General features: G+C 56.3%; 17 protein-coding genes. 4 read left to right on the plus strand and 13 right to left on the minus strand.

Annotation, left to right across the window (positions count from 1 at the left end):
• Positions 1-36: 36 nt before the first annotated feature.
• The 8 genes from CFELI_RS11890 to CFELI_RS11925 form a co-directional block, all read right to left on the minus strand.
• Positions 37-2,730, minus strand: coding sequence for a vWA domain-containing protein (locus CFELI_RS11890; protein WP_277103851.1), 2,694 nt, complete (start codon positions 2,728-2,730; stop codon positions 37-39).
• Between the two features lie 44 nt (positions 2,731-2,774).
• Positions 2,775-3,347, minus strand: coding sequence for a hypothetical protein (locus CFELI_RS11895; RefSeq protein WP_277103852.1), 573 nt, complete (start codon positions 3,345-3,347; stop codon positions 2,775-2,777).
• Between the two features lie 50 nt (positions 3,348-3,397).
• Positions 3,398-3,826: a TM2 domain-containing protein gene (locus CFELI_RS11900; RefSeq protein ID WP_290259034.1), complete on the minus strand. Its 429-nt coding sequence runs from the start codon at positions 3,824-3,826 to the stop codon at positions 3,398-3,400.
• 907 nt (positions 3,827-4,733) lie between these two features.
• Positions 4,734-5,870: a glycoside hydrolase family 76 protein gene (locus tag CFELI_RS11905; RefSeq protein WP_277103871.1), complete on the minus strand. Its 1,137-nt coding sequence runs from the start codon at positions 5,868-5,870 to the stop codon at positions 4,734-4,736.
• Positions 5,871-6,094: 224 nt separating this feature from the next.
• Complete coding sequence (locus CFELI_RS11910) at positions 6,095-6,787, minus strand: TrmH family RNA methyltransferase (protein WP_277103854.1); 693 nt, start codon at positions 6,785-6,787, stop codon at positions 6,095-6,097.
• Positions 6,787-7,326 (minus strand): orotate phosphoribosyltransferase, encoded by a 540-nt coding sequence (gene pyrE / locus CFELI_RS11915; protein ID WP_277103855.1) that lies wholly within the window; start codon positions 7,324-7,326, stop codon positions 6,787-6,789. Before pyrE ends, CFELI_RS11910 begins: the two co-directional genes overlap by 1 nt.
• 183 nt (positions 7,327-7,509) lie before the next feature.
• Complete coding sequence (locus CFELI_RS11920) at positions 7,510-8,940, minus strand: TtfA family protein (protein ID WP_277103856.1); 1,431 nt, start codon at positions 8,938-8,940, stop codon at positions 7,510-7,512.
• 20 nt (positions 8,941-8,960) lie between these two features.
• Positions 8,961-9,797 carry a sulfurtransferase gene (locus tag CFELI_RS11925; protein WP_277103857.1) on the minus strand — a complete coding sequence of 279 codons (837 nt, stop codon included), beginning with the start codon at positions 9,795-9,797 and terminating at the stop codon, positions 8,961-8,963.
• 222 nt (positions 9,798-10,019) lie between these two features.
• On the opposite strand from CFELI_RS11925, the gene CFELI_RS11930 reads away from it, so the two are divergent.
• Entirely contained in the window at positions 10,020-10,316 is a 297-nt protein-coding gene (locus tag CFELI_RS11930) for a hypothetical protein (protein ID WP_277103858.1), read from the plus strand.
• Here the strand turns inward: CFELI_RS11930 and CFELI_RS11935 are convergent.
• From CFELI_RS11935 to CFELI_RS11950, 4 genes are all read right to left on the minus strand, one after another.
• Positions 10,279-10,848, minus strand: coding sequence for a lysoplasmalogenase family protein (locus CFELI_RS11935; RefSeq protein WP_277103859.1), 570 nt, complete (start codon positions 10,846-10,848; stop codon positions 10,279-10,281). The two genes, CFELI_RS11930 and CFELI_RS11935, sit on opposite strands and share 38 nt — an antisense overlap.
• 418 nt (positions 10,849-11,266) lie before the next feature.
• Positions 11,267-13,825, minus strand: a complete 2,559-nt coding sequence (gene clpB, locus CFELI_RS11940; protein WP_277103860.1) for an ATP-dependent chaperone ClpB — start codon at positions 13,823-13,825, stop codon at positions 11,267-11,269.
• A gap of 243 nt (positions 13,826-14,068) precedes the next feature.
• Positions 14,069-15,391, minus strand: a complete 1,323-nt coding sequence (locus tag CFELI_RS11945; protein WP_277103861.1) for a sodium/glutamate symporter — start codon at positions 15,389-15,391, stop codon at positions 14,069-14,071.
• 87 nt (positions 15,392-15,478) lie between these two features.
• Positions 15,479-15,769: a hypothetical protein gene (locus CFELI_RS11950; protein ID WP_277103862.1), complete on the minus strand. Its 291-nt coding sequence runs from the start codon at positions 15,767-15,769 to the stop codon at positions 15,479-15,481.
• A gap of 416 nt (positions 15,770-16,185) precedes the next feature.
• On the opposite strand from CFELI_RS11950, the gene CFELI_RS11955 reads away from it, so the two are divergent.
• The 3 genes from CFELI_RS11955 (at position 16,186) to CFELI_RS11965 (ending at position 19,110) form a co-directional block, all read left to right on the plus strand.
• Complete coding sequence (locus CFELI_RS11955) at positions 16,186-17,223, plus strand: LLM class flavin-dependent oxidoreductase (RefSeq protein WP_277103863.1); 1,038 nt, start codon at positions 16,186-16,188, stop codon at positions 17,221-17,223.
• Positions 17,224-17,519: 296 nt separating this feature from the next.
• Positions 17,520-17,714, plus strand: a complete 195-nt coding sequence (locus CFELI_RS11960; RefSeq protein WP_277103872.1) for a hypothetical protein — start codon at positions 17,520-17,522, stop codon at positions 17,712-17,714.
• Positions 17,715-17,874: 160 nt separating this feature from the next.
• On the plus strand, positions 17,875-19,110 hold the full coding sequence (locus tag CFELI_RS11965; RefSeq protein WP_277103864.1) for a ferredoxin reductase domain-containing protein: 1,236 nt from the start codon (positions 17,875-17,877) through the stop codon (positions 19,108-19,110).
• A 43-nt stretch (positions 19,111-19,153) separates the two neighbouring features.
• Here the strand turns inward: CFELI_RS11965 and CFELI_RS11970 are convergent, their stop codons facing one another.
• Positions 19,154-20,002: a carbon-nitrogen hydrolase family protein gene (locus CFELI_RS11970; protein WP_277103865.1), complete on the minus strand. Its 849-nt coding sequence runs from the start codon at positions 20,000-20,002 to the stop codon at positions 19,154-19,156.
• Positions 20,003-20,029 lie beyond the last annotated feature (27 nt).

The raw sequence follows: 20,029 nt of genomic DNA on the forward strand, positions 1-20,029 counted from the left end.
GAAGCCACCCCCACCTTGCGGTGGGGGGATATCGCTCTAGTGCTTTGGGCCGAAGGGATTATTCGGCGGGTTTTGAGGGTGAAGTTGCCCAAATGGATGAGAAGGTGGCTGCGGTTGCTGAGAGCGTGTATCGGGGCCACCGAATCCCGAATTAGGTTCTGGTTGCGGTGCAGTTCCCGCCCCAAAAGTTGGGTGTGGTGTTGCACCAGAACTCGGCCAGCTTTGTTCTTGCGGCTGCGCAGTCGGGAAATCTTCAGGTACATCCTGCGGTTGTGGGAATGAGGAGGCATCCTCAGCACTTGGAGGATTCTGCGGGGCGTTGTGCGCGAGCGTGTCCAGCAGGTCTTTCGCGCCGCGCTTAATTTCGGAGGAAAGTGCGTCGAGAGAATCTTGCTGCACATGTTCATCCACAAGCACAAGCACTTGTCCCGTGCCAGACTCAGCATGAAGCGCGTACACAATCCAGTGGCCGGCAATGCTCAGTGGGAGTTTCGCCCGCTGCTTTTCATGATTTCCCTTGCCGAAAATAGATGGTGCAGAATCCGCCAGCACATAGGCGGAAGCGAAAGGATTCCAGCCCATTGTGACCGACAGCTTCTTGCCCGCCACAACAATGCTGCGCGGCTGCGGCATCACACCAGTGTTGTTAAACACCATATCCTGGGTATTCAACGCGATCGCGCGATCCCCATCGGTGCGGATCACCTCATCATTATCCACAGCAATGGGGAAGCTGTAGCCGTAAATCTTCTTCCGTGGGATAACCCCAGTGATGTACTTGAAGGTGTACAAAATCGCCAGCGGGATGAGCAAACCCAATAAGAGCGCGAGAATCATAGCCACGGAAAATACCGCTGTGTTCACAGGCACGCGCATGGTGCCGGTGACCGGAAGCTCAACGGCGGCATTCGTTGCCTGATCTTCACTGACAAGCTGAACGGGAAGGGACAACGCGATGGGGCCGTCGGCAAGCTTCTCAACCGACAAAGTGACAGGCAGTTGTGCCTTCTCACCCTTAGCTAAGGTCAGCGCCGTCTCCTTCGAGTTATTCGGGGAGCTCACCGCAAGCCCAGCAACACCTTCAGGCAGGGTTGCTTTCACCCCACCAGTATCGCCCAACCAGACACTTCCCGGGCCTTCAACTGGCAGGTTAAAGGTTATTTCTTTGCTTTCAACCGCAATATCGACACCCGCGGAGATCTTCGGCATATTCACCGGGGTGATCGTCACTGGGAACTGCGCGGTCAACGGCGAAAGCTGTGTGCCCGGCACCTCTCCCTTCCCCTTCGTGGTGATGTGGGCGGTGAGCACAATGTCACCGGTGGCAACATTGTCGATTTCCTGCAGCGGGATGGTCACAGTGTTCCCGTCCTTGATTGGCTGCGGGCTGGTCAACGCCTCCCCATGCTCCGCACCGGTGGGCACGAAGGTTGCGGTCAGCATGGCGTCGCCGTCGAGCCTGCGTGCAGTGCCGTTCTTATCAAGAAGGGTGACAGTCAGCATGTCTTGATTAGACAAGCCCGCGTTTTCTTTCTCGCGAAGCTCATCGACAGAAATGTGCAAACCGGGGAAAATCTGCATCTTCGCACGGTAAGTAGTGTGATTACCCTCGGTGGCGCGGTAACCGAACGACCACTGCCCCGACCAGTCCACCTCTTCCGGCTTCGTGATGCTCACATCCACCATGCCCGGCAGCGTCTCACCGCGCTGAACCTGGAACTTCACACCCTGAACATCTAGGCTCGGCTGGTTAAGCTCCAGCACCTGCCCCGTGGGAGTTTTCAGCACCGGGATCAGGTCTTTCTCCCCCTTCGCTTCCTCCGGCTGCGCTTCGAGTCGCACATCCGTGATGGAGTTGTCGAGGGTGAAGTTGAAGAAATCTTCCGTGCTTCCCTTAAACGACGCCGAACCAGAATCCGGCAAAATCTGGCGGAACGCACCAAACAGTGCTGCCGGGTTATCCTTCGCATTAAAGAATGCGCCGTTCGCAGGCAGGTTCGGTCCGCACTCGTTCGTCTCCGCCATATCCCGCAGCAACTTTTCCGGGCTGCCTTCACCCTGCGGGATCAAACCCACGATGAACAGCTGAATCTGGGAATGGCGCAGGCTTTCGACCACACCGTGGGCGGCGCAAATACGCTCCTGCGCGGCTTGATCTGCGGCTTTGTCGCCGGGGACGGTGAGCTGACCGTCGGTGAAAAACAGGATGGAGCGACAAGAATGAGCCTGCGAGTGGGCAGAAATATCGCGCAGTGCGCCGTTAAGCGCGACTGAGTAGTTGGTGTACATTTCGTTGTTGCGCTCCGCGAAACCTGCCACCGACCTCGTCAGCTTATCGACGTCGGTGCGCACGTTCGTCCACTCCCCATACACTGCGGGGTCGGAGCTGTATTTTTCACCGAAACCAGCGAGCTTAACGTTGATATCAGCATTGGAGTTATTCGCGACCTTCCCTAACTGCTGGATTAAGTCTTGGGCGGCGGCAACGCGCACATTTTCAGGGTCGGTTGCCGGACCATTATGCCCGCGCAACGACGCCGACTCGTCAATCACAAACAGCAGGTCAGCCTGTTTCTTGTTGGAAATACACGAGCTAAGTCGGCTCAGGTTTTGTTCCGCAATGGGCGAAAGGTCGGTTTCTTGGGCCAACACTAAGGCTGCGGAGTTAACAGCCGCCACAGAAGCGAATGCCGCTGCCGCCGCAACGCCACGGTGAAACAGTTTTGTCACAGTAGTCCTTCTTGTCGATCGATACATGGCGGTACCCCTTCGTGTTAAAACACCTTAGAAACCCACAAGGAGATTTCAATCGCAGTAATCACAACCCCTATCGCCCCCACCGCGAGGGCCAGACGAGTCAGGGCAACGTGAGTCGAATTTTCCAAGTAACAAGCTGCCGACTTGCGCTTATTGTCCACCACTTTATGCACCCCCACCAGCACAAAAGCAATAATTCCGGACAAGACCCACCCCGCGATGGCAAACATGCGGAAACCACTATCGGTGGCACTGCCACCGATAACGGGCGCAAGCACACCACAGATCAACCCAACAAACGCGGCCACGGTCGCAGCGCTGACAAAACCCCACGGGCCGGTCGCTGGGGCAGCAAGCGCTGGTGGGGTATCACGCTCAAAGGAGGTATCGGGAGTTGATGCGCCAAAAGGCGAGCTCGAACCACCAGCCGGTGCAGGTTGCTGGCCGAATGCGCTCGGTGCAGTCTCAAAACCTTGCTGGCTAGGCTGCTGGCCAAACCCACCGCCGAAGCTTGGGGGTGATTGTGTGCCAGAGTTGGGTTGGGATTGGCCAAAGCTGTTAGTGCCGGAATTACCAAATGGGGACGACATGAGCATTCTTGCTTTCGTTCAATGGTCTATGTGTGTTTTCCACAGATACTTTAGAAATTCTCGCTATACCGGCCAGCGGCACGCAGAATATTTAAGAAATTGGCCACAAGCCACAGCACGAAAATTACCCGCACTGTATCCAATACGCCTGCTACTTCGGAGTGAAATAAAAACAGGCCGCATAAAAGTTGGAAAACCGCCACCTTGTAGTGTTTCAAGTAGAAATTGTGCGCCCCGAAAATACCGAGGAAAACCAGGAGCACAAGGGCAAGCACTTTGCTTTTTGGCCCTTTGGGAAGCGGGTTGGTTGGGGGCGCAACTGGTGTCCACGCCTGTGGTGCTTGCTGCAAAGGGTGTGGGGTGGCGCCGTTGGGTGCTCGGGGCGGGAGGGTGACGTCGCCGACGAGATCAACTGTGGGTAGTGTGTTGTCGTCCTGCCCGTTGGGGCGCTTACGAAAAGGGTTAACCGGCTGATCCATGTCACCTTCCACGCTTTCTGTCATGCTGTGAATTGCTCACAGGGGCGCAACCGCACGGTCACACGCGAGTGGCAGGCAGTGACTGCGCGCTTTGTCGTTCTGCTTCCCACGGCATAGACATCGCTTTTACTGAACTGAGTTAAACTTCAATATACTCACTATCCTTTATTTTCGATAGGTGTTTTCTCCCATTATGCGGGCAATACACCGCAACCACGTTCTGCCCCATTGCCAGTATTTTTGGCCGACTGGCACGGCTTTGTACAGCTGCGCTACCACTTGGGCACAAGTGCTCAACCTGCTACCCCCTACCCCCGCCACACGGCACAGTCTCACCGGATTGCTCCACACCCCGTTTTTTCTTCCTAGGTTTCTACCCCCGGAACACTCCCCTGCTGCCGCTATCGCCCTGCCTATATTGGCGAAGTGTTCAATTGCGGGGCATGATTTCACAACCGGCATGCACGGCGTGGGCTCGTCACCTCAAGGCCCAGCGCTGTTTGTTAGGTTGTTCGTCCGATGATCTCTGGGTTTCACGCAGGTAATTGCAGTTCACCTAAGAATTAGAATATGCGTATATGTGCACGCGTTGGCGCAGGTGAATGCCTGCATTTATATGCGCAAGAGACATTCAACGAGCTGGTTCAAACAATGGTTTCGCCCATGTTTTTGCCTCCTGGCAAAACACACAGCACAACTCTTTTTGACACGACACCACTGTGGCAAATGTATCTATTCCGCCACCGCGCGCTGCTTCAAGCAGAAGCAGTGCCATGATGACAACTGCGCGGCATATTTACTCATCAGCTCACACACATTGGTTTATTGGAGAAATTGAGCTTTTAGCACTACGGGAAACCCCTGAGGAGACAACAAAACGCTTCAAGCGCCCAACGCTTTTACTCTGTTACTTCTCGTTCGCGGCGATCCTTGCGGCGGCTTCCAGCAGCATCCAGCCGGAGAGCTGCACAGACAAATCGCGCTCATCGATGCGGACGATGCGCACAAAATCGGACAAGCTATTGGTGGTTAAACCATAGTTGTGTGGCAATTTCGCATCCGCCAGCCAGTCGGTGGCAAATACAGGTAACCCATCGACTTCCAGGCGGTGATTCCACAGCGACTCCGCGGAAGCCATGACAAGGCGCTTAGCAATCTTCTTCGTTGCGCTATTGGCCTCATTATCGTCCGGCAAGCGCACGGCCACTTCGGCAAGGTAGCGCACGAGGATTCCCTTGAACAAACCACCATCGCCGTCGCCAGTTTTCCAATCAATAACACCCTGTGGGGTGGCCATCTCCTTTTCCACCGCATGCACAACAGCGCGTAGGTGGGCGAGGTAGATGACCGCATCCTCACGAGCATCGGGGCGGTTCTTGAGCCGCAGGGCAAGCTCTAGGCAGGCACCAATGACCACACCCTGGCAGTACGGGTGGGTGGGTTTGACAATTTCAGGGCCGTTCATCGACATCCTGATCCCATCCATCACCAGGCCGTTGTCGTCAATGAGGTTGTCAAAAATCCAGTCGATAATAAACCGCGCCTGGCCCAAATTTCCGCGCCGCGCCAGCATGATCGCTGCCGGACCATTGGTGGGCACATTAAAAAACGTCTCCCCAACCCGCCACGGGAATACGGAGGTCACGGGGTCGACACCAGCGAGGATATTATTTTCCAGCACCTTTAAATACTTGGGTCGGCGCAAACCAAACAAGTTATGCGCCCTGCCTAAAGCAAGGGCCAGCCACAGTTTGTCGTCGTAATAGTTGTTGCGGGTGAAGCTGCCGAAATTGCGCACCTTAATGCCGCGAATGGTTTCCTTGATCCGCTGCTTGCGACTGCGGGTGGGGCGGCGGGTGGCGGCGTCGATAAGGCAATCAAGATAGTGTGCCTGCCACCAGTAATGCCAGCGGTAAAACAGCTTTTCCTTCGTGTGTGGTGGCCAGGCGGCGACCGCGAGATTCGTGCGGGGGATGGACCACACGGCCTGGGCGTGGCGTTCGTTGATCGCGGATTCGGCGAGGTCCGCGCGGTGAAGCCACATCTCGTTCACAGTGAAAATCCTAACCACTTAACAAAAGACTAGAAATTTAAATGCAACAGGTCGCTGCTGTAATCCCCATTTGTGCCAGATGCCGACACCGGAAACAGCAGTGTCAGCGAAGCAACAAAGATGAACAGAGTTAATTATATCAATTTTTACTCCACAGCTTTCGCTCCACAATACACGTGAGCAGGGATTTAGGGAGCACTTTGCAGTCTTAGTTTCTACCAAGAATTGCTTAAGTCAGCATGTTGGCGCACCCACGTGTGCATCGCAATGCCCGCAGCAACACCCGCATTAATACTGCGCGTCGACCCGAACTGGGCAATCGAGCAGGTCATCATCGCACTTTGCTGCGCCGTATCCGTCACACCTGGGCCCTCTTGCCCAAACAGCAGCAAACACTTTTCGGGCAGCTGGGCGGTCTCAATGGGCACGCAGCCTGGGGTGTTGTCGATAGCGACCACGGTCAACCCGTGCTCAGCTGCCCATGCGACAAGCTGCTCGGTGCTTTCGTGGTGCATCAAGTGCTGGTAGCGGTCGGTGACCATCGCCCCGCGCCGATTCCAGCGCTTGCGCCCCACAATATGCACCGTGTCCACGGCAAAGGCGTTGGCGGTGCGAACGACGGTGCCGATGTTGGCGTCGTTTTCAAAGTTTTCGATCGCAATATGCAATGCGTGACGACGCCGATCAATGTCTGCCACAATCGCTTCGCGTGTCCAGTAGCGGTAGGCATCCACCACATTGCGGCGGTCGCCTTCCGCCAACAGCACTGGGTCGTACTGTTTAGCCTGCGGAAGGGGCTGGCCGGGGTGTTCTTCAGCCCACGGGCCCACCCCGTGCCGCCCTTGACCCCACTCGGTAGGGCCGGGCGGGTAGGGGGAATTGTCCACGCGCGGAATGGGATGTGGCATTAGAGACCGAGATCCTCCAAGCCCAGAAGGTAGCGGTATTCCACACCTTCAGCGGCAATCACATCGCCGGCACCGGTAGCGCGATCCACCACGGTGGCTACGCCAACAACCTCAGCGCCGATATCGCGCAGCGCTGCAACAGCAGTGAGTGGGGAGTTGCCGGTGGTGGTGGTGTCTTCGACAACCAGAACCTTCTTACCCACAACATCGGGGCCCTCGATGCGGCGCTGCATACCGTGCTTCTTGGCTTCCTTACGCACCACGAACGCATCGATATCGCGACCATCGGCGTGCATGATGGCGGTTGCTACAGGGTCAGCACCCAATGTCAGGCCACCCACTGCCACGAAATCCCAGTCCTGGGTCAGTTCGCGCAGCAGCTCACCAATCAGGCGGGAGGCACGGTGGTGCAAGGTGGCGCGGCGCAGGTCAACGTAGTAGTCGGCTTCCTTGCCGGAGGATAGGGTGACTTTGCCGTGGACAACAGCGAGTTCTTTTACCAGTTCGGCCAGCTCGGCCTTTTTTGCAGAATCAATCATGATGAAAGGTCAAAGTCTCCTTGAATAATTGCCCAGCGCTCATTCGGCTCGGCACAACGATGTGTGGGTGAAATTCTGGTGAGAAATTTTCGCAAATATTGTAACTCACCTTCGGCTGCTCACTGCTGTTCTTGCTGCCCTTGCCACCATACCAACCAGCACTTGCCCAAAGGCAAGGAAAGGCTATGATCCCAGATTGCCCTTGGGTGTGGTGTTTGTTTCCCCCTGAGCGTTGGGGTTGTGGGCTTGCTTATCACTGTCGGTGGTGCAAGTAGTATTCTCCCCGCAGATTTGTGCGCCTGTTTCTGCATGCCCGTCGATGAAAATGCTGGAGCCTTGTGAGGTATCGCGCAGCACGCGGGTTCCGTGGAAGTCGGAATGCTGTGGTGCGCGGTGGTTCGGGTCGGCGATCGCCTCCACATCATCCGCACCAATATCGTGCGGGGTCACCACTCCCCGCGATTGCGCCTTTGCGCGGCTGGGCAGGATCACGGGGTCATCCTCACGCACAAGGTGCGGGCTGATTTTCGGCAGCACTGGGGGCTGTTCATCCTCGTCAAGCACTTCCCCGCGGGGTGGTTGGGCGACGCGGTGCGCCATGGGGCGGGTGGGGTCGGAGTCATAAAAGTCGATGGGGAGCACAGCGTGGGGTCGTGGGGGGAGTGTGCAGGCGGCGTCGGCAAGCAATGCGAGCGGTTCGAGGGTGTCTTCCCACAGTTCGTAGCTGGGTGTTTTCGGCAGTTGCGCAAGAACCCACTCCCCTTCCACCCAGATTGCCTGCACTTCTTTCGGCAGCGTGCGTGTCACGGCGTGCACGCGGGAGTCGATCATGCGGGCTACTGCTTGGGGGTCGGTGCCGTAGAAGGTGAAGTCGCCGACTGTGCTCACTTCGGCCAGATCCTCGGCGGGCGGGGTGTCCTGGGGGTGGTCGCGGTAGGCTTCTGCCACGATGTCGGAGCTGAAGTTTCGCCGCATCGCCACCACCGTGGCCGGCCCGAGGTCGCACAAGTGCATTTCGTAGCCTGCGGCTTTGCCGGAGACGACGTCTTTCGCCGCCACGCCTGTCGACGCCGCCACCCTCGACCATTCATCAGCAAGGTAGGCGTCAGTTTTGGTGTAGCTAAATTCCCGATATTCCGCCCATGCACGACGCACTCGGCGCGCATGGCCGGGCAGGTTAGGCAGGAGGCCTGATTTTAAGGCATCCAGTGCTTCTTGGGGGCTGCGGTCTTCTTCGGATGCGTGGGCGCGTTCGAGGGTGTCGAAGTCATCGGCGGATTCAGCGACCACAGTCTCGTCGGCGCTATCGTCTATCGCCTGGGCTTCAATGGTTTCGTCGAGTTCGTTGAGTTCCGATTCCGTGGCGATCTCCCCAGGATCGACTTCTTCGAGCTCGACCGTATCCACGGTGTCTGTGGCGTGTTCAACCACCCCTAGGTGCGGGTTGTGGGGTTCTTCTTCGGCCGTGGCAACGGGTGTGCGGGTTTCAGCAACCTGCTTTTTCACTGGTGTTTGCGCAGGTAGGGTAGGGTGTTCTGGCCGCTTGCGCTGGTAGTCGAGGTAGAACAATGCAGCAGCAGCGGCACCGATGAGAGCGGCCAGAACGAAAATCATGCCCTTAAGTGTATAGGTGTCTAGTCGCTGCGTTCTACTGGATTGCGTGGATTAGCGCACCATTGGCTCCATCCGCCGACGAAATGTCGGGGCACAGACAAGCCAGAAATCACCATTGCTGCAATGACTTGGGCGGAGTGGTTGCCGGAACCGGAATAGACGATCACATCGTCAATCGTGTCTGCGGTAATGCCGTGTTCTGCGAAGATACGCTGCAATTCTTCTGGTTTTTTAAAGGTGTAGTCCTCGTTGAGTACCGCGCGGGTGGGAAGATTGATCGCACCGGGGATGTGGCCTGCTTTTAAGTCCAAGAATTCTTTTTTCCCGGCATACCTATTAGGTTCGCGACAATCGACCAAAATGCCGGTGTGTTGCTTGACTTCATCGATGGTGGCGGTGGGCAGTTGCCCTAGGGTTGCTTGGCCGCCATCGTAGATACGGGGGTTTCCGGGCCCGCCCATAACTTCATAGCCTGCGGCTTCCCAGGCGGGTTGACCGCCGTCGAGGATTTTCACGTTCTTCATCCCTGCCCATGTCAGCACCCACCAGGCGCGGGCGGCGAACAGGCCTCGGAATTTGTCGTAGACCACCACTTCCCGCTCAGGTGTCAGTCCCCATTTCAGCAACCATTTATCCACGTTTGCTTTGGTGGGAAGTGGGTTGCGCCCTGTGGTAGAGGATGGGGTGGAGGCAAGGGCGAGGGCGGTATCGCAGAACAGTGCGGTGGGGATGTGTTCGCTGTTGTATTGTCCGTATCCGCCGCCTTCTTCGGCGGACCAGAGGCTTGCCAAAACGAGTGGTGGGCGGCCTTTGTCAATACGTTCGTGAAGTTCATGGGGTGTCATGGTGATGGTCATAATCCCCGATTGTAGAAGCTGGCGATCTTTTTCGCCTTTCTGCCGTACCTCCCTCCACGTTCCTCACTTTTTCACGTGTGTGGTTTTGCGCCTGTACTCCTTCGCCCCGATAACTATTGACACCTTTATTCACCAGTGGTTAGGCTATGAAAAATAGAGCGTTTGCGCAGTTCACAGCGCCTAAATATGGCGAGTGCCTTATATTAGCTTCAAGGAGTTTTCGTGCCTCTTTTTCCCCTTTTCTCCGCTAACAGTAGCCTCATCCCGCTGGAATACGACATCGCGTGGTCGGTGGGCTTACTCATCCTTTTGTGCTTAGCCATGGCAGTGACCATTCTCAAAGTGGTGCTGGTTGCACGAATTTCCGCCGGCATTCATCTTGACGATCCCCATCAGTGGGCGCTGTGCTATGTGTTTGCCCCTGGTGGCACTTTGCTGTGGTTGTGGCATGTATCAAAGCATCTTGCTGCCCAACCCTTGGTTAGCACTTCTGCCCAGTCGTGGGAATATACTCACTAGCTTCCGCTCGAAACATCGCCCATTGCGCCAGACCATAGGTGCTGATGATCCCAAAGTCGAGCCACTTGTTTCGCCTCGTGCGATTAAGCGCGATCATTGAGTCGCTTGCAATAAATAATGCACCTCCGAGCGGTGAGGCCAGGGTGGAATAGGTGGCCAGGATGCAGCCATAGCCGATCAGTTTGGGGTCTTTAACAATCAGTGCCCCACACAGCAAGGCAACAAGGTGGGCTGTAATGTTTGCGGGGCGGTGCCCAGCCTTGAGGTGTCGAATGATAAAGGCGAGGTGCCCTAATCCAAACCAGGCCGCACCCCGGTAAAGCTGCCCATGTTCGCGCATTAGCTCAATATCGCCCAGAAGGTGTGCTACGCCGCCGAGAACAAAGAGCGGCTCTTTGAGGTTCTGTGGTTGGCTACACATCAGCGCGGGCACGATCAGTGGCTTGCAGATTTTCTCCACATGCGCCGTTGGGCGCAGTTTGGTCAGCGCTGTAGCTGCGGTTGCCATGAGCGAAAGAGCCTGAAAGAACATGCCACCTCAGTGTAGTCACAGCCCTACACCCTTGTGCACTAGGGGGGGATCATCTACTACACCCAAAACTCGACCTTTCTGTCCCTGGTACGCATGAGGCCGAGCAAGAAAGTACCCAAAGCTCTCACCCTATTAATACTCGAGGATTGATTGAAAATTAATAGTTAGAGTTTCAGCACAGTAGGGAAAATTTGACCTGCGGTTTTATCGGTAGCACTTGCTCTATCTCTAAATGATATTTTGCCAAGAACCATGCTCAGGCTCGTCACAGATCTTGATCCGCAGGCAGCAACAGCCCACACAACCCCAGCACAGCAGGAACTATGCGTCCATTTACAGCAAAACTCCCCGTGAGTGCGTGCCTGATTTCTCAGGCCCACACTCACGGGGAGCAGTACAACTTCTTACAGGGTGCGTGTTACATGCTTGCGGTTTCAGCCTCGATGCTCAAACCACCCATCTCATTGGTGCGCACCACCACTGTGTCACCGTCGCGCACCTCACCGGCAAGAAGCTTCTTAGCCAGCGAGTCGCCGATCTCCTTCTGAATCAAACGGCGCAGCGGACGGGCACCATAGGCGGGATCGTAGCCACGCTCGGCAAGCCAAGCCTTGGCGGGTTCATCCACATCCAAATGGAGGCGGCGGGTCGCAAGCCGGGCGGCCAGCTGCTTAATCTGGATCTCCACGATACTGGTCAGCTGCTCAGGGCTGAGCGGATCGAAGATCACCACATCATCGAGTCGGTTAACGAACTCAGGCTTGAAGGCACGCTTGACGGCATCCATCATTTCCTCACGGGTGCCACCGGCACCGAGGTTGGAGGTCAAGATCAGCACCGTGTTGCGGAAATCCACCGTGCGGCCCTGGCCGTCGGTCAACCGGCCTTCATCGAGTACCTGCAGGAGAATGTCGAAGACATCCGGGTGCGCCTTTTCCACCTCGTCGAAAAGCACCACCGTGTAGGGGCGACGGCGCACCGCCTCAGTCAGTTGACCGCCCTGGTCGTAGCCCACATATCCGGGAGGGGCACCGACAAGACGGGCCACAGAGTGCTTCTCACCGAACTCCGACATATCGATGCGGACCATGGCGCGATCGTCGTCGAACATGAACTCCGCCAGCGCCTTGGCCAGCTCCGTCTTACCCACGCCGGTGGGGCCGAGGAAGAGGAAGGAGCCGGTGGGGCGGTTCGGGTCGGCGACCCCGGCTCGTGCGCAGCGCACAGCATCGGAGACGGCGCTGACAGCTTCCATCTGCCCGACCACGCGCTTGCCCAGTTCGGATTCCATGTGCAGGAGTTTTTCGGTTTCCCCTTGGAGCATTTTGCCTGCGGGGATGCCGGTCCATGCGGACACAACTTCTGCGATGGTATCGGGGGTGACTTCCTCCGACAGCATGGTGGGTTCAGCGCTGGTTGCCTCGGCTTGGCTGAGTTGCTTTTCCAGCTCAGGGATGCGGCCGTAGCGCAATTCTGCAACCTTGCCGTAGTCGCCATCACGTTCGGCGATTTCGGATTCTTGGCGCAGCTTCTCAAGCTCTTCCTTGGCTTCGCGCACCTTATCAATCGCGGTTTTTTCGTTCATCCACCGTGCGGTGAGTTCGCCGAGTCGTTCGCGCTCGTCGGCGAGTTCTTGGCGCAGCTTTTCTAGCCGTTCCTTCGAGGCGGCGTCGGTTTCCTTTTCCAAGGCTACTTCTTCGATTTCGAGGCGGCGGACGATGCGTTCCAGTTCGTCGATTTCCTGTGGGGAGGAGTCGATTTCCATGCGCAGTCGGGAGGCTGCTTCATCAACGAGGTCAATGGCCTTATCCGGAAGGAAACGGGAGGTGATGTAGCGATCCGACAAGGTGGCGGCAGCAACGAGGGCGGAGTCTTGGATGCGCACACCGTGGTGGACTTCGTATCGTTCCTTCAGCCCGCGCAGGATGCCGATGGCATCTTCCACGGAGGGTTCGGCGGCGAAGACTTGCTGGAAGCGGCGCTCCAGGGCGGCGTCTTTTTCGATGTACTTGCGGTACTCATCCAGCGTGGTTGCACCCACGAGTCGCAGTTCGCCGCGGGCGAGCATGGGCTTGATCATGTTGCCGGCATCCATAGCGGATTCACCGGTGGCGCCTGCGCCGACGATGGTGTGCAGCTCGTCGATGAAGGTGATAATCTGCCCGTTCGAGCTTTTAATTTCATCGAGTACTGCCTTGAGGCGCTCCTCGAATTCGCCACGATATTTCGCACCCGCGACCATCGATCCGAGGTCGAGGCTGATTAAGGTTTTGCCCTTGAGTGATTCTGGGACGTCACCTGCGACGATGCGTCGCGCTAAGCCTTCGACGATGGCGGTTTTACCCACGCCTGGTTCGCCGATGAGAACAGGGTTGTTCTTCGTGCGGCGTGACAGCACCTGCACCACGCGGCGAATTTCCGCGTCGCGGCCGATCACGGGGTCGATCTTGCCTTCCCGTGCTCGCTGGGTGAGGTCGGTGGAGTACTTTTCCAAAGCTTGGAACTGCCCCTCGGGTTCTTGGTTGGTTACCTTTTTGTCGCCGCGCACATTCACGAATGCGCCTTTGATGACCTCGTAGGTGGCTCCCCGCTTGGTCAGCAGGTCGGCGGCATCGTTCTTTCCGCGTGCCAAGGCTGCGAGTAGCACTTCGGTGGAGACGTATTCATCGCCTAATTCGCCGGCTAATTCTTGGGCGGCGGTCAAGGCGTTCAGTGCGTCGCGGTTAAAGGTGGGGTTTGCCATACCCTGGCCCTCTGCCTTGGGGTATCCGGCAACTAATGCTTCAGCTTCTCGCTTGACGACGTCGGGGTCAACGCCCGTTGCACGTAAGACGGGGATGGCGATGCCATCTTCCTGACCTAAGATCGCGGCCAGCAGGTGCGCTGGGCGAATATCAGGGTTTCCGTTGGCGGAAGCCTTTTGTAAAGCAACCTGGAGTGCTTCTTGAGTTTTGGTCGTGGGGTTAAAAGCGTTCATTGTGTTCCTTCTTTAGTCTTTTCTTGTGTCTTCGTACAGAAAAATCCAGATAGTTGAGCTTATTACACTCAACTTGTGACCATAGTACACCAGCCCCCACAAAAAGTTAAGCCCCCAAGACTCAACTTTCTATTTTTTCTTCAACACCCCCTCCCCCTAACACGAGCGCGCAACACCGCAATCCCCGACGTCGATACGCAAAAGCCCTCCCGCACCAGACGGAAGGGCCACGCTCTACACACGCTACTGTTCAGCACGCGCCTTGGCGGCGTGATACAAACTCACCGCCAAAATCACCGCAGCAATTGCCGTAGCAGCCCACCCCAAACCAAGAGTAAAACCACCCAACACCGCAATCGGTGCCAGAATCGTCATACCAATCTCAAACGGCGCGAAACCCACATACGCCACACCATACTCATTCAACGTGCCCGACTTCAGCTTCGGATCCACAATCTTTAACAACGCAATACCCGTTGCCACCGCCGCAGTAGCCCAACCCCAACCAAACAGCGCACGCTCCAACCAGCCAGTAGCAAAGAAACGCTCAGCCAGCAAAAACCACACAAAGCAATACACCACGCCAAGCACAAACATCACCACAAGCGGCACAAAATAGCTCGCAACAGCACTCGGCACGATCGACGCAATGCCGAAAGCAATCAGATAATCGGTACTCCCACCCGAAATCGAGGCAACAGTCTCCTTATCCAAATAGCGCGGCTTACCAATCGCCGACAAAAACAGCTTGCCGCAAATACCCACCAAAAAAGACAACGCGAACAGCGGAATCGAAATCATCGAAAACTGCTTCGAAATCAACTGCTGCAACAAATACGCCACCGCAACAGTGACCATAATGACACCACAGTGCAAAGACAGCGCCTCGATCGACGAAGGATTCGTCGTCGCCTTACCAATCGACGGACGCGCATCTTCATCATCAATCTGCCCCGAACGCAACTCCCACGGAAGCTCCTTCGGCAACGACGCCGTCTTATTATGACGAATACCCCACTGGGCGAAAATAATACCGCCCACAATCGCCGCCAACGTCCCCACCGTCGCAGAAGTAAAACCCAAACTCAACGCAGCCTCAGCACCCACCCCATGCAACGCCCCGCCAACAGCAGCGGCAGTACCAAAACCACCCACAAAACCAACAGGCAGCATCATACCAAACCACTCCTGCGTGCCCCACACAGGAGCAAAGAAGAACAAGCCCAGCAAAATAAACAGCCCCCACTGGCCCATAAACATCGACGTTGAATACGCCCACATCGTACGAGCACCCTTAATATTGCGGGCATTAAACGCCATCGCATACGGCATGGCGGCGAACACAATCGCAATCAGAATCGACGAATAGGTGCCCAACAACTCCGAAAAATGCAACACCCCCAGCGCATGATCGCCCAACAACAGGCCCAACAGGCCAGCGGTAATAGGGGCGGGAATCAAAAGGGAACGGAACACCGGGATGAGACGGCGCAATGCGACACCAACCAGCATGAGAATAGAAATGTAGCCGACGTCGAGCACCAAGGTGTACGGAGTGTAACTCACCTGTTAAATTCGCCTCCTAAAATAAGAATCCTTCGTATTCACGAGAAACTGTGTCCACAGCGTGTAGGACGATGACCTCGCAAGCCCCTACGCCACACGCTGAAGGCGAAAAGAACCAGCCAGTACCCGGGAAAACTTGTCTGCGCTGCCTTTGACCCAAAGACAGCGCCACACAATGCCCAACCCGCGCCCAGCAACGCGCAAGACATTACGTTCACGCGCCACCACCAACGCCTTTTCCCACAACCGCGTAAGCACCAAAAAATCCAAGCCGTGCGCTACGGGAGCACCAGGCTCATGCGTGGCATCCGCATGCTGCTTATTGCACCACTGCCACGGTCGCCATGAAAGAAAACTTTGGGTGCCCGCCCTGCTCATTCGAGGGCGTCAAGCACGGGGGTGTGGGTAACTGACAAAGACTGTGAAGCGTGAAGTAATCCCTCGCGAGGAGGATGTGTGCTTGGCCAAAAGTTGTGATTGCTTGGTGGTTTCCCAGCCACCACCACAGTTGGAAAGCGTTTTTGTTTATGTGGGATTTGGTTGGTTTTCTACCCAAGCTCCCGCTTGCGCCCACTACCCCCTGCTTGGGGGATATATGCGCCATTGGGAAGCCTAATGAAAACCAAAACCGCAGCTAGTAGAACCAGTGCTCCAAAAACCTCAGAAATTACTTGGTATATTCTAATACCTTCTTTGGTGAAACTTAAAAATGTGGCAGAAGATCTACCTATAAAACAATGCCCGATTGTGTGAACCCTTGACCAGTAGGTGACATGTCACATACCATGGTGGACATGAAGAAATTTGGATTCTTAAGCTTCGGCCATTACAACCACGCATACCCCGTTCAGCGCAGTCTTCACGACGCCATCGAACTCGCCCATATCGCCGATTCCCTCGGCATAAACGGCGCTTATTTCCGCGTGCACCACTTCGCTCCCCAAGGTGCCGCACCCATCCCCCTCTTAAGCGCCATAGCAGCACGCACCTCCCATATCGAAGTGGGCACAGGGGTGATCGACATGCGTTATGAAAACCCGCTGTATCTCGCCGAGGAATTAGCCGCCTTGTCCTATATCGCCGACGGACGTCTTGCTATCGGCATTTCCCGCGGCTCACCTGAACCAGCCCTCAAAGGTTGGGAAGCATTCGGCTACCACGCAGCAGATAGTGAGGATAGTAAAGGTGCCGGATTGGCGCGGGAGAAATTCCTCACCTTCTTAAGCGCCATTCGGGGCACCCCCATGGCGCAGGCGGCACCTGCCGACCAGCAGTATCCCCGCATTTACGCACCAGGGCGCCCAATTCCCGTGCTCCCCCAAGCACCGGATCTTGATCGCACAATCTGGTGGGGTGCGGCCACCCATGCCTCAGCGGAGCAAGCTGCCCGCGATGGCGTGAATTTGATGAGCTCCACTCTTGTGTTTGAAACCGACGGCCCCAGCCTAGGTGAAGTGCAGGCCCGCCAAATTGAGCGCTACCGCGCCGAGTGGGATCGCGCCGGTTGGGGGCATGAGCCACGCGTGTCAGTTTCGCGAAGCGTTTTCCCCATTGTCTCCGATGCGGATACCGCGATGTTTGGCAAGCCAGGCTCGGGTGGTTCGGAATCGCGCAGCATGCTCGATGATCAGCAGGGTATTTTCGGCCGCACCTTGGTGGATACCCCAGACAAGATTGTGGAGGCGTTGCGCAATGATCCAGCTGTCATGAGCGCTGATACGTTGATGCTCACTATCCCTAATCAGGCTGGGGTTGAGGTGAACGCGCGGATTTTGGATAACTTCGCCACCCATGTTGCCCCTGAGCTTGGTTGGGAGCCAGCAAACCGCTAACAGCACCCTAATCCTTAACCCCACCACCTTTGCCACTTCCCTTAACCCCACCGGCTTTGCCACTTCTTTGACCCCACCCCTTATTCCCCCTTTCCCTACATGATGGCTGATTTTTTCACCCCCGTGCACGGCAAGGGGGATTTTTTCTCCATTCATATCCACCGCGCAGGAGCGCAGCAGGTGTACAGCAGGGATGCAACAGGAGTGCAGATGTGTGGGCAAAAAGAAAACACTCCCCGCAACTTAAGGCCTGACGCACTCGGCTTTGCATTGATACAAAGCGGGCTTTTTCTGGCGTGTTGCGGGGAGTGTGCGCTACTGAAGTTTTAGGCAGCGCCTTCGCACTCGTCCCAGTGTCCCTCGTGGAGGAAGTGGCGGTGACCATCGTGAATGTAGTCAACGTGGTCGCCGTGCTGGACAGCCTCGTGGCCGCAACCCTCACCATGGACATGGTCGTGATTCTCATGAATATTGCAGTTCATTTTCAATAACCCTTTCCAATAAGCAGACGTGTGAACTATTTGAATAATAACACATACATCCATTAACCGGCAAAAATATTGCTACTTTCCCAAGCCTTAACATTTTCATTAAGATTTTCATTTTCATTAACGCCTGCGAGTTCACAAGTACCTATTAGACTTATGCTTTGTGAGTACCCCACGCCACCTACTTCACGGATTCGTTGCGCCCCTGCAATCCGTTATCGACACGATCATGGGCGACACTTCCGCATTCGACGCCCAGGTGTGGGAGCACTTTTTCCGCAAAGCACCGCACACCCGCAACATCATCAATAGCGAGTACCCACTCAGCCAGGCCGTGAGCTTCATCCTGGAACACTCCTCCTCCCAAGGCGAGCTCTCCAAAGACTGCATGGCGCGACTACGCCTCGGCGCAACCCGTGCCGCCGCGCGCGGTTTCACCGAGTTCGCCGTGCTTGCCGACGCCGTGCTCACCGTCATGCGTGATCACTGCTACGAGCTGCCATTTAGCACTGTGTTCGCTGCCGAAAACGCAATAATTCAGGCCAGCGGCATACTCAACGCGGTTGCACGCAGCCCAGAAACCCCCACTGGCCCTATTGTTGGCGAGGTAGTTGAGGTGGAACGGCGCAGCCGCAGCATTAGCGTGGTGCGATTAATAACCGACCCCCCACTTGAGTACCGCCCAACCCAAGCGATCCCAGTCAGTTCAGATTTCGCCCCAGGATGTTGGCGCGACCTCTACCCCTCGATCCCCACGAATGATGCCGGCCAAATAGAATTCCACGTTCATGCCCTAGGCGATACCTCCTCATTATTAGCCTCGGCACGCCCTGGGGATCGATGGCGCTTTGGCCAAGCCCACGGCGGATTCCGAGTGAAATACTCCGATGATTTCCTCCTCATTGCTCACGGCACAGCCTTAGCAGCAGCACGTGCACTCATCATCGATCTTTTACTGTCCCCGAACCAACCACGAGTGCACCTATTTTTCAGCGCGGATTATCCTGGCGAGCTCTACGAGCTGCGCAGCTTGTGGCACCTCGCCTCCACCTGCCCATGGTTGTTTATCACCCCTGTCGTGCGTCATTCCACCGATGCGTGGTGGGTGGGGGCGACCGAACATTCCGAAGCACCCCGGGGTTTGCACTTGTTGCAAGAAGGTGAGGTAGGTGAAATCGTGTCCCAGTTCGGCTCCTGGCTGGGCCACCAGATTCTGGTCATGGGTGATAAAGATGTGGTGGAAGAAACCGTGGAACATTTGGTTCACGGTGGCACTCCCGCCGATATCATTCAGGCACGCTGCTTCGAACCGTCCTTCTTTTTTGAGCAAGAACAGACACAACTCAAACCCGGCAGGCATACCCGCAAACCAAAGCACCGCCGTCGTAGGCGAACATAGCAGCGATCTTTCGGCGTCGAAACGCAGCAATGACACCACGCGCTTAGTATTTTTCTTCAACCTCAAGCACAGGAAGTGTTTTCCGCAATGCTGCGGGCGCTCCAAGATCCAGATCGTAGATGAGCACATCGGGGTGTGATTCTAGGCTGGCGAGCTCGACCCCCTCGGGGCCGATAACGGCCGAATACCCCACACCGGTGGGGGCAGCGCCGCGTGTACGTTGTTCCTGCGCATCGGGTCGCGCTTGGTCACAGGCAAGAAGGTAGCTGGTGGAATCGAGGGCGCGAGCGCGTTGCAGCAGTTGCCGCTGTTCGAGTTTTCCGGGTCCATCCGCCCAGGAAATGGGAACAAGCATGATGGTAGCGCCGCGTTGGGCGAGTTGCCGGAATTGTTCGGGAAAGCGCAGATCGTAGCAGATAGCCAGCCCGAAACGCTGGTTGCGGTAGTCGAAGGTGACCAGTTCGGTGCCGGGTTTGACGGTATCGGATTCACGATAGCCGAAGGCATCGTAAGTATGGATTTTTGCATAGTCAACCACCTCGACCTCCCCGTCGTGTGGAGAAGGCAGGCAGGCGACAGCGACATTGCTGATGCGATTGATGGTTTTCCCATTGCGTTCAATGGTGTCGGCGGGGCTGAAGATGCCGCAGACGATGGCGATGTTATAGGTGCGTGCGAGCTGTTTCAGGCGGCTGACAAAAGTCCCGTCGAGGGCTTCGGCGTTACCATCGAGGCGTCCGGTACCAAACGCTTGCATACTGGCTTCGGGGAAGAGGATCAGCTCAGCGCCTTGTTGTGCGGCGGTGCGGGTTGCGTCTTCGATGAGGGCAAGATTGGCTAGTTTATCCACAGTTGTGGAAATCTGCCCGAGTGCGATGCGTAGTTTATCCACAGTTTTGCCCCTTTTTTGGCTGTTGTG

Source organism: Corynebacterium felinum, from assembly GCF_030408755.1.
Taxonomy (GTDB): domain Bacteria; phylum Actinomycetota; class Actinomycetes; order Mycobacteriales; family Mycobacteriaceae; genus Corynebacterium; species Corynebacterium felinum.

Bases quoted from the DNA above. Each gene is read 5' to 3' on its own strand.
- CFELI_RS11950 (WP_277103862.1), bottom strand. From the start codon at position 15,769: ATGAGCAGGGCGGGCACCCAAAGTTTTCTTTCATGGCGACCGTGGCAG.
- CFELI_RS11895 (WP_277103852.1), bottom strand. From the start codon at position 3,347: ATGTCGTCCCCATTTGGTAATTCCGGCACTAACAGCTTTGGCCAATCC.
- CFELI_RS11925 (WP_277103857.1), bottom strand. From the start codon at position 9,797: ATGACCATCACCATGACACCCCATGAACTTCACGAACGTATTGACAAA.
- CFELI_RS11920 (WP_277103856.1), bottom strand. From the start codon at position 8,940: ATGATTTTCGTTCTGGCCGCTCTCATCGGTGCCGCTGCTGCTGCATTG.
- clpB (WP_277103860.1), bottom strand. From the start codon at position 13,825: ATGAACGCTTTTAACCCCACGACCAAAACTCAAGAAGCACTCCAGGTT.
- CFELI_RS11900 (WP_290259034.1), bottom strand. From the start codon at position 3,826: ATGGATCAGCCGGTTAACCCTTTTCGTAAGCGCCCCAACGGGCAGGAC.
- CFELI_RS11935 (WP_277103859.1), bottom strand. From the start codon at position 10,848: ATGTTCTTTCAGGCTCTTTCGCTCATGGCAACCGCAGCTACAGCGCTG.
- CFELI_RS11905 (WP_277103871.1), bottom strand. From the start codon at position 5,870: ATGTGGCTTCACCGCGCGGACCTCGCCGAATCCGCGATCAACGAACGC.
- pyrE (WP_277103855.1), bottom strand. From the start codon at position 7,326: ATGATTGATTCTGCAAAAAAGGCCGAGCTGGCCGAACTGGTAAAAGAA.
- CFELI_RS11910 (WP_277103854.1), bottom strand. From the start codon at position 6,787: ATGCCACATCCCATTCCGCGCGTGGACAATTCCCCCTACCCGCCCGGC.
- CFELI_RS11955 (WP_277103863.1), top strand. From the start codon at position 16,186: ATGAAGAAATTTGGATTCTTAAGCTTCGGCCATTACAACCACGCATAC.